At 42.1% G+C, this 13,345-nt stretch carries 8 protein-coding genes, 10 tRNA genes, 1 rRNA gene and 3 pseudogenes; 18 read left to right on the forward strand and 4 right to left on the reverse strand.

Annotated features, from left to right (window positions below):
• Positions 1-10: 10 nt before the first annotated feature.
• From rrf to glmS, 18 genes are all read left to right on the forward strand, one after another.
• Positions 11-127, forward strand: a 5S ribosomal RNA gene (gene rrf, locus K1I44_RS14205).
• A gap of 15 nt (positions 128-142) precedes the next feature.
• A tRNA-Asn gene (locus K1I44_RS14210) sits at positions 143-217 on the forward strand.
• A gap of 2 nt (positions 218-219) precedes the next feature.
• Positions 220-292: transfer RNA gene (locus K1I44_RS14215), tRNA-Thr, on the forward strand.
• 15 nt (positions 293-307) lie between these two features.
• A tRNA-Glu gene (locus K1I44_RS14220) sits at positions 308-379 on the forward strand.
• A gap of 8 nt (positions 380-387) precedes the next feature.
• Positions 388-463: transfer RNA gene (locus K1I44_RS14225), tRNA-Val, on the forward strand.
• Between the two features lie 3 nt (positions 464-466).
• Positions 467-542 (forward strand) — tRNA-Thr (locus K1I44_RS14230).
• A gap of 5 nt (positions 543-547) precedes the next feature.
• Positions 548-632 (forward strand) — tRNA-Tyr (locus K1I44_RS14235).
• A gap of 147 nt (positions 633-779) precedes the next feature.
• A tRNA-Gln gene (locus K1I44_RS14240) sits at positions 780-854 on the forward strand.
• Between the two features lie 146 nt (positions 855-1,000).
• A tRNA-Lys gene (locus K1I44_RS14245) sits at positions 1,001-1,073 on the forward strand.
• Between the two features lie 6 nt (positions 1,074-1,079).
• Positions 1,080-1,154 (forward strand) — tRNA-Gly (locus tag K1I44_RS14250).
• A 1-nt stretch (position 1,155) separates the two neighbouring features.
• A tRNA-Ala gene (locus K1I44_RS14255) sits at positions 1,156-1,228 on the forward strand.
• A 138-nt stretch (positions 1,229-1,366) separates the two neighbouring features.
• Positions 1,367-2,263 (forward strand): arginase, encoded by an 897-nt coding sequence (gene rocF / locus K1I44_RS14260; protein ID WP_219986540.1) that lies wholly within the window; start codon positions 1,367-1,369, stop codon positions 2,261-2,263.
• Positions 2,264-2,386: 123 nt separating this feature from the next.
• Positions 2,387-2,950, forward strand: coding sequence for an RNA polymerase sigma factor SigW (sigW, locus tag K1I44_RS14265; RefSeq protein ID WP_219986541.1), 564 nt, complete (start codon positions 2,387-2,389; stop codon positions 2,948-2,950).
• Between the two features lie 19 nt (positions 2,951-2,969).
• On the forward strand, positions 2,970-3,584 hold the full coding sequence (locus K1I44_RS14270) for an anti-sigma factor family protein (RefSeq protein WP_219986542.1): 615 nt from the start codon (positions 2,970-2,972) through the stop codon (positions 3,582-3,584).
• Between the two features lie 63 nt (positions 3,585-3,647).
• The gene (gene cdaA / locus K1I44_RS14275) at positions 3,648-4,469 is read left to right on the forward strand and encodes a diadenylate cyclase CdaA (RefSeq protein ID WP_219986543.1); all 822 of its coding nucleotides are present in this window, start codon (positions 3,648-3,650) and stop codon (positions 4,467-4,469) included.
• Positions 4,462-5,694 (forward strand): CdaR family protein, encoded by a 1,233-nt coding sequence (locus K1I44_RS14280; RefSeq protein ID WP_219986544.1) that lies wholly within the window; start codon positions 4,462-4,464, stop codon positions 5,692-5,694. The genes cdaA and K1I44_RS14280 overlap by 8 nt, the downstream gene beginning before the upstream one ends.
• Positions 5,695-5,713: 19 nt before the next feature.
• On the forward strand, positions 5,714-7,060 hold the full coding sequence (gene glmM / locus K1I44_RS14285; protein WP_219986545.1) for a phosphoglucosamine mutase: 1,347 nt from the start codon (positions 5,714-5,716) through the stop codon (positions 7,058-7,060).
• A 389-nt stretch (positions 7,061-7,449) separates the two neighbouring features.
• Positions 7,450-9,252: a glutamine--fructose-6-phosphate transaminase (isomerizing) gene (glmS, locus tag K1I44_RS14290; protein WP_219986546.1), complete on the forward strand. Its 1,803-nt coding sequence runs from the start codon at positions 7,450-7,452 to the stop codon at positions 9,250-9,252.
• A 69-nt stretch (positions 9,253-9,321) separates the two neighbouring features.
• Here the strand turns inward: glmS and K1I44_RS14295 are convergent.
• The 4 genes and pseudogenes from K1I44_RS14295 to K1I44_RS14310 all read right to left on the reverse strand — a co-directional run.
• A pseudogene (locus tag K1I44_RS14295) lies at positions 9,322-9,660 on the reverse strand (acyl-CoA thioesterase); the annotation flags it as partial.
• A 107-nt stretch (positions 9,661-9,767) separates the two neighbouring features.
• A pseudogene (gene tnpC, locus K1I44_RS14300) lies at positions 9,768-11,215 on the reverse strand (IS66 family transposase).
• 323 nt (positions 11,216-11,538) lie between these two features.
• A pseudogene (locus K1I44_RS14305) lies at positions 11,539-11,799 on the reverse strand (IS1380 family transposase); the annotation flags it as partial.
• 122 nt (positions 11,800-11,921) lie between these two features.
• Entirely contained in the window at positions 11,922-12,911 is a 990-nt protein-coding gene (locus K1I44_RS14310) for a JmjC domain-containing protein (protein ID WP_219986547.1), read from the reverse strand.
• Positions 12,912-13,345 lie beyond the last annotated feature (434 nt).

Consider the following 13,345-nt stretch of genomic DNA (forward strand, 5'->3'; position numbering starts at 1 on the left):
AGCATTATTGCTCGGTGACGATGGCGGAGAGGTCACACCCGTTCCCATCCCGAACACGGAAGTTAAGCTCTCCAGCGCCGATGGTAGTTGGCGGGACACCGCCTGCGAGAGTAGGACGTTGCCGGGCAAGATGATGTATTATTCCGCAGTAGCTCAGTGGTAGAGCACTCGGCTGTTAACCGAGCGGTCGTAGGTTCGAATCCTACCTGCGGAGCCAGTGCTTCCATAGCTCAGTTGGTAGAGCACTTCCATGGTAAGGAAGAGGTCACCGGTTCAAGCCCGGTTGGAAGCTTGTGTGTCGTATGTTGGCCCGTTGGTCAAGTGGTTAAGACACCGCCCTTTCACGGCGGTAACACGGGTTCGAATCCCGTACGGGTCATCTTTTGTGGAGGATTAGCTCAGCTGGGAGAGCACTTGCCTTACAAGCAAGGGGTCGGCGGTTCGATCCCGTCATCCTCCACCATATGCCGGCTTAGCTCAATTGGTAGAGCAACTGACTTGTAATCAGTAGGTTGCGGGTTCAAGTCCTGCAGCCGGCACCATCCGCGGAGGGGTAGCGAAGTGGCTAAACGCGGCGGACTGTAAATCCGCTCCCTTTGGGTTCGGCGGTTCGAATCCGTCCCCCTCCACCATGATTGTTTTCACGCAATGATTACATACATTTTTGTCATATCAATGTCGGATTATTTCGCGAATTTCCTTCAGAAATTCTCAAAATAATCCTGCGGTGTTAATTCATGAAGTAAATTCTGAGAAGTTAACTCATGAAGTTATATCAATGGGCTATAGCCAAGCGGTAAGGCAACGGACTTTGACTCCGTGATGCGCTGGTTCGAATCCAGCTAGCCCAGCCATGTATATGATGAGCCATTAGCTCAGCAACGAGCAAAACTTCTTCGAATATGTTACGAGTTGTCCCGACGCACTTGACATCTTGAGTGTGCTAGTAGAGGAAGGGACAGGTAAAGCAAAATCGAATAAGGTTTTTTAATTTATTAATGAGCCATTAGCTCAGCAGGTAGAGCATCTGACTTTTAATCAGAGGGTCGGAGGTTCGAGTCCTCCATGGCTCACTTTTTGCGGAAGTAGTTCAGTGGTAGAACACCACCTTGCCAAGGTGGGGGTCGCGGGTTCGAGTCCCGTCTTCCGCTCCATGGGGCCTTAGCTCAGCTGGGAGAGCGCCTGCTTTGCACGCAGGAGGTCATCGGTTCGATCCCGATAGGCTCCATCTTGTCGAAACCTTAGGGAATACCTAAGGTTTTTTTCTGTTTTTCATAGAATAAATATTCAAAAAGTTGTCGAGTTGAGCCAACTGTTTCTCCTCATGTACAATAAACAACAGATGCAACGAGGGGAGGAGATCAAGATGAACATTTCGATTATTGGAGTGCCAATGGACTTAGGACAAACGCGCCGTGGTGTTGATATGGGGCCAAGCGCCATTCGTTATGCTGGCGTAGTTGAACGTTTAGAAAGTTTAAACCATGATATCGAAGATTTGGGAGATATTCAAATTGGTCGTGCCGAGCGCGAACAAGATGTGACGAATCCAAAATTACGAAACTTGAAAGCGGTTGCAGAAGCAAATGAAAAACTTGCTTCTGCGGTCGATGAAGTTGTAACAAGAGGTCGTTTTCCGCTTGTGCTTGGCGGGGACCATAGCATTGCGATCGGAACGCTTGCGGGAGTGGCTAAACATTATAAAAATTTAGGTGTCATTTGGTATGATGCACATGGAGATTTAAACACAGAAGAAACATCGCCTTCTGGAAATATTCATGGCATGCCGCTTGCTGCAAGTTTAGGACTTGGTCATCCTGCTTTAACAATGATTGGTGGCTATAGCCCAAAAGTAAAACCAGAACATATTGTAATTATTGGTGCTCGTTCGCTAGATGAAGGGGAAAAACAATTAATTAAAGAAAAAGGAATTAAAATATATACGATGCATGAAGTCGACCGGCTCGGCATGACAAAAGTAATGGAAGAAACGATTGCTTATTTGAAGGAACGAACAGATGGTGTGCATCTTTCCTTAGATTTAGACGGACTTGATCCACATGACGCACCGGGTGTTGGAACACCGGTAATTGGTGGACTTACGTATCGCGAAAGCCATTTAGCTATGGAAATGTTAGCTGAAGCACAGATCATTACTTCTGCAGAATTTGTTGAAGTCAATCCGATTTTAGATGAACGTAATAAAACAGCTGCAACCGCTGTTGCTTTAATGGGATCATTGTTTGGTGAGAAGCTTGTATGAGAGGGTGGCATGATGCCCCTCTCCATTTTTTTTTAAAATATTAACATATTCGTTGCGATTTATGGAACTTTGCTTTATGTTATTCGTATAAAATAGTAGCCCCCGTGCGGAGGTAAATATGGAATGGACATGTTTATTAAACAACGCATTAAAGCGATTAAAAAAGGAGATCAAAGCGCGTTTGCAGATATTGTCGAAATGTACAAAGATAAAATTTATCAACTGTGCTATCGCATGTTAGGAAATCGTCATGAAGCAGAAGATGTTGCACAAGAAGCGTTTATTCGGGCGTATGTCAACATTCATACATACGATCCGACAATGAAGTTTTCTTCTTGGTTATATCGCATTGCGACGAATTTATCAATTGACCGCATGCGTAAAAAAAAGCCTGATGTTTATTTAGATGCAGAAGTATCGGGGACGGATGGGTTAACGATGTATTCGCAGCTTGCAGATGAAGGAGCTTCTCCGGAAGATGCGTTAGAAAGCTTAGAGCTGCAGCAAATGGTGCAAGAAGCGATTTTAAAGCTTCCAGAAAAATATCGTACCGTTATCGTCTTAAAATATATTGATGAGCTATCACTACAAGAAATTAGTGACATTTTAAATTTGCCAATTGGTACGGTGAAAACGCGCATTCATCGTGGTCGTGAAGCATTGCGTAAACATTTAGGCCATTTATGATGAAAAAGGAGTGAGACAGATGCCATGCTCTGAAAAAATCGTTCAATGGATGCATGATTACTTAGACGGAGACATTCAAAAAGAAGAAGAGCAACGATTGCGCAGCCATATTCAACAATGTGAAGTATGTCGAGAGCATTTTTATGCATTGGAAAAAACGGTGGCGTTTGTCGAAAATGTTTCCCACTTTACCCCTTCAGACGATTTTGTTAAAAAAGTGATGTACAATTTACCTCGTGAAAAACGGCGTGTGCGTTGGAAAAGATGGTTTACTCATCATCCGTTTTTGACTGCTGCCTCATTGTTCTTTTTGCTAAGCACAAGCAGCTTATGGGCAGTTTGGCAAGAGGATAATGAATTTTCATTTTCTAAACAAGAACATTTAATTGTTCAAAATCATATGGTCATCGTGCCAGAAGGAAAAGTCGTTGAAGGCGATATTGTTGTCCGAAACGGAGATATTAAAATTGAAGGAGAAGTGCAAGGCAATGTGACGGTCATTAACGGCCATAAATATTTAGCTTCTGCTGGCGAAGTAACTGGACAAATTGAAGAAGTTAATGAAGTATTTGATTGGATTTGGTATAATGTAAAAAGAGTCGGTTACAATATCGCCAAAACATTAACGAAATAGCCATCCATATTGATGGCTTTTTTACATGTGAGAGCAATTAGAATGAGTGAAGGAAGTGTAAGAATGCCATTTGGAGAGCTCCCGACATTTGTAAATTACCTCATTAAGTTTGTAGATATTCTTGTTGTCTGGTTCGTCATTTATAAGCTTATTATGCTTGTGCGCGGTACGAAGGCCGTGCAACTGCTTAAAGGAATTATTGTCATCATTCTCGTCCGAATTGTAAGTAGCTTTATTGGATTAAGTACGTTGCAATGGTTGATGGATCAAGCGATCACATGGGGTTTTTTAGCTATCATTATCATTTTTCAACCTGAGCTACGCCGAGCGCTCGAACAGCTTGGAAGAGGCAAATTGTTTTCGCGAAGCACAACGCCTGAAGAGGAAGAACAAACGCACATGATCGAAGCGATTGTAAAAGCGACAGAGTATATGGCGAAACGGCGAATTGGGGCTCTTATTTCCATTGAACGAGAAACAGGTATGGGCGATTATATTGAAACTGGCATTCCTTTACAAGCACATGTTTCATCAGAGTTACTTATTAACATTTTTATTCCAAATACGCCGCTTCACGATGGAGCTGTCATTATTCAAAAAAATCAAATTGCCGCAGCGTCATGCTACTTGCCATTATCGGAAAGCCCGTTTATTTCTAAAGAACTTGGCACAAGGCATCGCGCTGCATTAGGTATTAGTGAGGTGACAGACAGCATTACCGTCGTTGTGTCCGAGGAAACGGGAGCGGTTTCTGTTACGAAAAATGGGGAGCTTTACCGCGACTTAAAGTTAGATGTATTGCGAGAATTGCTGACGAGAGAGCTCGTTCAACCAAAGACAACTTCTTCATCTCGTTGGCAGTGGAGGGCGAAAAAAAGTGGATAAATGGATGAATAGCCCATGGTTTATACGTATTTTCTCTTTGCTTTTAGCGCTTATGATTTACGTTTCAGTCAATATTGAAACGCAATCCAATAGCACGTCGCGCAACACAGTCGGTCAAACCGATGTGGGAACGGTGACAGATGTTCCAGTTGTGGCGTATTATGATCAAGAAAACCTTGTTGTTTCTGGTATCCCCCAATCCGTTAATGTGATGCTTGAGGGACCGAAAAGCATCGTCACGCCAACGAAGCTGCAACGAGATTTTGAAGTATATGTTGATTTATCTAAACTGCCAATTGGTAAGCATACAGTTCCGTTGAAATACCGAAATATTTCTGAAAAGTTACGCGTTACGATTGATCCAGCTACCATTACGGTAACGATTGACGAGCGTGTGTCGAAAGATTTTCCGGTCGAAGTGGATTTCATTAATAAATCACAAATGGCAGACGGTTATTCACCGGAGCAGCCAATTGTTAAACCAAATATTGTGAAAGTGACGGGAGCAAAAACGTTAATTGAAAAAGTTGCGTTAGTGAAGGCACGTGTCGATTTAAAAGGAGTCGAAGAAACGATTGAGCGAGAGTCGAAAGTGACGGTGTATGATAAAGAAGGAAATGTGTTGCCTCTTGATGTTGAGCCGTCTATCGTTGACATTACTGTGCCAATTAAAAGCCCAAGCAAAACGGTCCCATTAAAAATCGATCGAAAAGGAACGCTACGAGAAGGATTAAGCATTAGTAAAATGGAAGTGATTCCGAGCGAAGTAACGATTTTTGGACAAAAAGCAAAAATTGACGACATCGAATTTATTAGCGGCATTGAAGTCGATTTAAGCGATATTACAGGTAATACAACTTTACAAGTCGATGTACCTGTACCAAAAGGAGTGAAAGCTGTAGATCCAGCAAAAGTTACAATTTTAATTGAAATTGAACAAGAAAAAGAGAGAACGTTTGATGAAGTTCCAATTGAAATCATTGGACTAAACGACGCATACAAGGCTGAATTTATCGATCCTGCTGATCGGAATATTACGCTAACGGCTTTAGGGGCTCAACGTGTATTGAACGCTATTCAACTAAAGGATATTGAAGTATACTTAAACGTTAGTGAATTAGGTATCGGTGAACATGATGTGCCTATTGAAGTCAATGGACCTCAAAACGTTCGCTGGAAACTACCGCAAAAAGAAGCAACGATTCGTATTACAAGAAATGAGTAATGACAAAAGGAGCGATAGCATGGGTAAGTATTTCGGAACAGACGGTGTTCGAGGGATTGCCAATAGCGAATTAACACCAGAGCTAGCTTTTAAGATTGGACGTTTTGGCGGCTACGTATTAACGAAAGATAAAGACCGTCCAAAAGTGTTAATCGGGCGTGATACGCGCATTTCTGGCCATATGCTTGAAGGAGCGCTTGTTGCTGGATTGCTTTCTATCGGAGCAGAAGTGATGCGCCTCGGTGTTATTTCTACATCGGGTGTAGCGTATTTGACAAAAGCGTTAGGAGCACAAGCAGGGGTTATGATCTCTGCTTCGCATAACCCTGTTCAAGATAACGGCATTAAATTTTTCGGGCCGGATGGTTTTAAACTTTCTGACGAACAAGAGTTAGAAATTGAAGCGCTTCTCGATAGTGAACAAGATACGTTGCCACGTCCGATCGGGAAAGATTTAGGACAAGTAAATGATTATTTTGAAGGCGGACAAAAATATTTACAATACTTAAAACAAACGGTAGACGAAGATTTCTCAGGAATTCACGTCGCGCTTGATTGCGCGCACGGTGCCACATCGTCGTTGGCGACGCATTTATTTGCTGATTTAGATGCCGATGTGTCTACGATGGGTGCATCTCCAAATGGATTAAACATTAACGAAGGTGTCGGTTCGACACATCCAGAGGCGTTGGCTGCGTTTGTGAAAGAAAAAGGAGCCGATGTTGGCTTAGCGTTTGATGGCGATGGAGACCGATTAATTGCCGTCGATGAAAACGGTCAAATCGTTGACGGCGACCAAATTATGTACATTTGTGCGAAATATTTACATGAACAAGGGCGCTTAAAACATCAAACAGTCGTCTCAACAGTCATGAGCAATCTCGGTTTTTATAAGGCGCTTGAAGCGCAAGGGATCAAAAGCGTACAAACAGCTGTTGGCGACCGTTATGTCGTCGAAGAAATGAAAAAGAACGGTTACAATTTAGGTGGAGAACAATCGGGGCATATTATTTTCCTTGATTACAACACGACAGGCGACGGGTTACTGACGGCGTTACAGCTTGTCAACATTATGAAAGCGACGAAAAAGCCACTTTCTGAGCTGGCAGGAGAAATGAAAAAATATCCACAAAAACTAGTGAACGTGAAAGTAACGGATAAACATGAAGCCATTGCAAATGAAGAAGTACAACGCATCATTCGTGAGGTAGAAGAAGAAATGGCTGGAAACGGACGCATTCTCGTTCGCCCATCAGGGACGGAACCGCTCGTTCGCGTGATGGCAGAAGCACCGACAAATGAGCTTTGCGATCAATACGTCGAGCGCATTGCGTCTGTTATTCGTGAGCGCTTTGGCGCACAATAATGTTTTCGGTAAACGATATGCATAAATGGAACGGTTTATTCCATTTATGCATATTTTGTTTATACAGGGGTAAGCGATTCACATTGACGTTTGCCCCTTTGTTGTTGTAAACTATTGTTGTTTGACATCTTACATGAGAGGAGGATAGCGGAAAACAACTGTATAAAAGCGCCTGGACTAAGCTTGGACGGAAAAAAGCTTAGTTGACGAGGAGGAGGTTTATCGAGTGTTCGGCGGATGCCTCCCGGCTGAAGCGATGACAGCCGCAAGTTCTTTCTTAAAACAAAGAGGCGACTCTTTGCACAAAGGAAAGAACGTTCATCGCCATTTCATCAATTATTCAAGGGGCAAGAGCCCCTTCTTGCCCCTATGATTAGGGAGGATTTTTTATGTGCGGAATCGTTGGTTATATTGGTGAACAACCATCAAAAGAAATTTTATTGTACGGATTAGAAAAGTTAGAGTATCGAGGATATGACTCTGCAGGGATTGCGTTATTAAATGAAAAAGGTGTACACGTATTTAAAGAAAAAGGACGGATTGCCGATTTGCGTGCCGTTGTTGCAGAAGATGTAGATGCACCGCTTGGCATCGGTCATACGCGTTGGGCGACACATGGCGTGCCAAACCGTGTGAATGCTCATCCACATCAAAGTGCATCTGGCCGCTTCACGCTTGTGCATAACGGTGTGATCGAAAACTACGAATTGTTAAAACGCGATTATTTAGCACATGTGACGTTTAAAAGTGACACAGATACAGAAGTTATTGTTCAGTTAATCGAAACGTTTGTAAATGACGGATTGTCGGTGGAAGAAGCGTTCCGTAAGACGCTTTCGTTATTGAAAGGCTCGTATGCGATCGCTTTAATTGATGCAGAAAATGATGGCATCATTTACGCGGCGAAAAACAAAAGCCCGCTTTTGGCTGGATTAGGTGAAGGATTTAACGTCGTCGCAAGCGATGCGCTGGCGATGTTACAAGTGACAAACCAATATGTTGAGTTAATGGATAAAGAAATCGTCATCGTCACAAAAGAAAGTGTGACGATTAAAAAGTTAAATGGTGAAGTAGTAGAGCGCGCGCCATATGTAGCGGAGTTGGATGCAAGCGACATTGAAAAAGGAACGTATCCGTACTATATGTTAAAAGAGATTGATGAACAGCCGCTTGTCATTCGCCGTTTAATTGAAAAATATCGCAACGAACAAGGTGAACTAGCGATTGATGAAGACATTGTGCAAGCGATTAATGAAGCGGATCGCTTATATATCGTCGCGTGCGGCACGAGTTATCATGCTGGTTTAGTCGGCAAACAATTGATTGAAAACTGGGCGAAAATCCCTGTCGAAGTGCACATTGCAAGCGAATTTTCATACAATATGCCGCTTTTATCGGAAAAACCGCTCTTTATTTATATTTCACAAAGCGGGGAGACGGCAGATAGCCGCGCGGTGCTCGTGCGCACGAAAGAGCTTGGTTATAAATCATTAACGATTACGAACGTGCCAGGTTCGACATTATCGCGCGAAGCAGATTATACGCTTCTTCTTCATGCTGGACCAGAAATCGCTGTTGCTTCAACGAAGGCATATACAGCACAAATTGCAGTGCTTGCGATGTTAGCTGCGGTTGCTGCAAAAGCAAAAGGCATCGAATTGAATATTGACGTAACAAAAGAACTTGGTATTGTAGCGAATGCGATGGAAACACTTTGTGACGCAAAACATGAAATGGAAAACATCGCACGCGAATATTTAGCGACAACACGCAACTGCTTCTTTATCGGTCGCGCGGTTGACTATTATGTCGTATTAGAAGGGGCATTAAAGCTAAAAGAAATTTCTTACATTCAGGCAGAAGGTTTTGCAGGCGGGGAATTGAAGCACGGCACAATTGCATTAATTGAAAAAGGTACACCGGTCATCGCACTTGCGACACAAGAACATGTGAATTTAAGCATTCGTGGGAACGTAAAAGAAGTTGTCGCGCGCGGTGCCAATCCGTGCATCATTTCCATGAAAGGATTAGACATGGAGGACGACCGTTTCGTCATTCCAGCTGTTCATCCAATGCTTACGCCGCTTGCATCTGTCGTTCCATTGCAGCTCATTGCTTACTATGCGGCACTACATCGCGGCTGCGACGTCGACAAACCACGCAACTTAGCGAAGTCTGTAACGGTGGAATAAAGCTTAAAAAACACACGTCATGGATTACAATGCATGTAATCGGACGTGTGTTTTTTATATGAATGTATGCTATGCCTTGTTGTTTCGTTTGTTTTGCTGATACAGTTGTACGATTTGTTCTTCCCGTTCGCTAATGATAACTTTTGGAACAGGGGTTGGTTTTTTGTTTTGATCGATGGCGACCATCGTTAAAAAGCATGTCGTTGTTAAGTGATGTTCGCCTGTAAATAAATCTTCTGTTTCGACTTTGACGAATACTTTCATGGATGTGCGTCCGGTCGAGTAGACGAATGCTTCGAGTTTTAAAATGTCACCTACTTTTGCGGACGAAATAAAGTCAACTTTGTCGATCGAAACGGTGACGACTGCTTTTCGCGCATGGCGCATGGCGGATATTGCCTGAATTTCTAAAAATATTATGATCACTTTTAAAGTAAAGAAGGTAACTATTCACCCCGATAGTAGTATGTAAAAAAGCGCAACACAAATAGGGCATCTCCGTGATAGAAAATGCCCTAAGTGATAGAAAGAACACGATCGAGCGTGTCGCCCGTCAACAGAAGACATAACGAGTCCCACACGTTTTTTTCGTGTTTCGCGAGTGTGGAAACGATGCTTCTTGTGATACAAAAAGACTGGGCGAATGTTTCTTCGCGAAACGTACCCGAAATGTTCTCTTTGACTTTGACCATGCGAAGATCGCGTTCGGCTTGGTTGTCATCAAAGGGAACATGAGCTTCATGTAGGAAACGCAGCGCTTCTTCCTTTCGTTTTTGAAGGCGTCGAACAAAAGCGAGTGCTTTTTTCGGAAGAGGCGTCTTCGCTTCCAATCGATGTTGTGCTCTTTCTAGGATGCGATCATACACTCGTTCCCATCGTCTCGCTTCTTCTTCGGAAAGTGCACCGTGATGGGCTTCGACGGCTTGCTTGGCGGCTAACAGAAACGTGGTCATGCGCATCGCCCACGTATGCCCTTGTTCGATGAATCCTTTTAACTCACGCAAATGGTGTGCATGACAAAGGGCATGGGTGGCATGTGTGTATTTCGGATACGTACCGAACGCATCGTGCATCATCGTCCCTTCATATCGGGGAAGAATCCCGATATCATCGGTCGCTTTTTTCCACGAGAAGCGTGAGAAGCCAAGTACGTGTATTTTGATGTACACGCGACATGCACCCATGCGAGTTTCCCATTGATGCGCAAACTCGTTTCATCGACATGCAGGATGTTGGATTCAAGTAAGGCGTCTTCGATGATGTCCATATTCGATTCTAGCGATTCGCGTCCTCGTTTCACCATATTGGCAAGAGTTCCCGTACTAATCGAGTGTTGATATAACGCTTCGATTGTATCACTTAAACGCTTGTAAGGGATCAATTGGATATGATGTAAATAAACAACGAGCGCCGTGAGCCGTGGACCGTATTGCACATGATTCGTGACATGGGATGGGAATTCGGCTTGTTGAACACATCGACAATGTGGACACGATTTCACTTCACGTTCATGTTGTGTCACCTCGATCGCCACAGGAGGGACATCAAACACTTGACGGATATCGACTTTGAACGGTTTGACGTCACGCAAAGAAACCCCACATCCTTGACACGTATGCACACGGTGGACGACACGATGATGTGGATGTTCCACTTGACGGAGCGTCGTTCCTTGATGTCCTTCTTGTCCGCCTGGCTTGTTGCCAGATGGTTGACGAGAAGAACGTGTGTTGGCAAAACGGTCAGAAGATGGGGGCAAATGGCTATTAGAGCTGTTTTTTTTCGTGCGTGCTTCCAGCCCTTGAACACGGTACTTCAGTTGTTCATTTTCTTTGCGCAGCTGTTTGATTTCGTGACGCAAATGTTCATTTTCTTGAACAAGTTGATGAATGAGCTGTTTTTGTTGTTGAACTTTGCCGATTAAGCTCTCAACTGTAAATACAGCTTGTTGTACCGTCAACATGCGATTCACCTCCTTGTCTATCAATATTCACATCATAGACAGGAAATACAAAAAATATTCAGCTCACTTTATGATGTGGCTGAATAGTTACTAAAGAAGAACTGGCATGTTTTGAACTCTCTATTTTCCCTATGCATACCTATCTTAAAATCTCAAGTACAACTTGTGGTGAAGAGCAAATATTATTGATAAAAATGCCAAACAACCCTCTTTGGGAGGGTTATTTGGCATGCCTAAAATGAGAAATATTCTTTTCTTCATCCGATGGGCACAAACACTGTGTATGGATAGAACGATTTTTAGCGCTAAACTTGACGGATATGATGATGAATCCCCATCGATGTCGAAAAGAGATCGTCCTGACGATCCGCTTCGATATGATCAAAACCCGTTTTTCCTGTGGTAAGCAAGAATGACGTCGCTATGTGGGAAATGTGCACGTCTCGACGAACGGTTCGAAGCCGAAGCGCGCTTAGTTGTTTATCCAGTTTCGTTTGGTGTAGTAAGTAGCCCACAAGAGCAAGCCCAGCACTTGGAGTAATCGCTTCATTTGTCAACACAAACCGAATCGGGAAATCTTTCATGACATTCACCTACTTGATGAAAAGTCGTTAACGTAGTTTTCCTTTATCGTACCAATGGTTTGTGATCATTGTAAAGATGTTTTGTCACGGATTCAGGATTTACAAACATTCACTTTTTATTTCTAATAACGAGTTAATAGTTGTCTAAATACTAGTTGGGTAGACTGGTATGGGTCAAAGTCTCCAGATTGATGTTTTAATAAGTCTCCAGGAGTAATCTTTTCTACTTCTTTTCTTAATAAAGAAAGCATATTGTCAATATCTTTGAATACTTTATTTTTCTCTTCATTATTTAGAGAATTATAATTTAGTGCAAGTTCTCTCCACTTATTATTACTTACAAGGCGGCTTCTCATTTCAGAAAGTAGTAGATCCAACCAAGTAGGTTGTCCAAAAGTTATATTAATTGCTAACGTTTCTTCATCTGACTTTGTAGAATGCCATACTCCCCTTGGAAGATATAACATTGATCCTGGTGTCAATTTTACTACATCTGCGTCTGGAAGATCCTCTGCTGGAGGCTCTCCTGTCCAATATTTCTTTAATTCTTCAGGATAATAAGGAGCCTCTGCTAAGTCATAATGTAAGGTAGGGTTTTCTACATTATGATTTTCATATAGTTTCCATATTTTTTCTCCTTTTATTTGGAAAATAAAATTTGTATAAGCATCGAAATGTGCCTTAAATCCCCCACCATTCTTGGCAGCATAAACAATTACTTTAGATAAGGTTCCTTCGGGTAATCGTAAATCACTTTTTAAACTTTCAATCCATCTTCTAGATCGGGGAATAAATAAATCAGTAAAATCAAATTCTAAAGCAGCCCCTTTTTCATACCACTGTAAAGCTTCATTAGATGGAACTAACAATCTATCCATTATACCCCCAGACTCTTCAATAACGGCGTTTCCTACAACCATTACTGGGTTATTATATATTTCCAGAATATCATTTAAATTTTTAATTTGGTCGAATCCTGGAATAACATCAAATCGATTTGGGTCTCCATTAGATACAAGGGGTTTTTTAGGCCAATATGATTTTAAAAAATCATCGATTGTTAATGGATTAATTATTTCATTTAGAACAGAGTCTTTTACTGAATTATACATTTTAATACATACCTCCCTTTTTTTAAAAATAATTTATTAACTAACAAATTATTTTAATCTATAATTTTCTGAAAATAAATAGTTGAAAAAATTTTTTTAGTTAAATATAATTATCATTAGCGTGATAGCTACTATTTGTTAGGATAATAGGTATTATATAGAAGGTGTGCGATATGAAAAAAGAGTATAAAAAACCACGTGCATTTGAACTTCGTCGTGCAGTAATTGCAGGCGGTCATTAATAACAATAATTATTAAACTATTTTAAAAGATTTGGAGGTGTGCGATATGAAAAAGTAACTATTCACCCCAGTGCTAGTGTATAAAAAAGCCCAGCACAAATAGGGCATTTCGGTCATAGAAAATGCCCTAGGTAGCGGAAAGAACTCGATCGATCGTTTCGCCTGCCAACAGAAGACACAACGAGTCCCACA

This window comes from Anoxybacillus sp. ST4 (assembly GCF_019448545.1).
Classification (GTDB): Bacteria; Bacillota; Bacilli; order Bacillales; family Anoxybacillaceae; genus Anoxybacillus; species Anoxybacillus pushchinoensis.

What these genes read in the sequence shown, in the direction of transcription:
- sigW (WP_219986541.1), top strand. Translation starts at nt 2,387, where the DNA reads ATGGACATGTTTATTAAACAACGCATTAAAGCGATTAAAAAAGGAGAT.
- cdaA (WP_219986543.1), top strand. Translation starts at nt 3,648, where the DNA reads ATGCCATTTGGAGAGCTCCCGACATTTGTAAATTACCTCATTAAGTTT.
- rocF (WP_219986540.1), top strand. Translation starts at nt 1,367, where the DNA reads ATGAACATTTCGATTATTGGAGTGCCAATGGACTTAGGACAAACGCGC.
- glmM (WP_219986545.1), top strand. Translation starts at nt 5,714, where the DNA reads ATGGGTAAGTATTTCGGAACAGACGGTGTTCGAGGGATTGCCAATAGC.
- glmS (WP_219986546.1), top strand. Translation starts at nt 7,450, where the DNA reads ATGTGCGGAATCGTTGGTTATATTGGTGAACAACCATCAAAAGAAATT.
- K1I44_RS14270 (WP_219986542.1), top strand. Translation starts at nt 2,970, where the DNA reads ATGCCATGCTCTGAAAAAATCGTTCAATGGATGCATGATTACTTAGAC.
- K1I44_RS14310 (WP_219986547.1), bottom strand. Translation starts at nt 12,911, where the DNA reads ATGTATAATTCAGTAAAAGACTCTGTTCTAAATGAAATAATTAATCCA.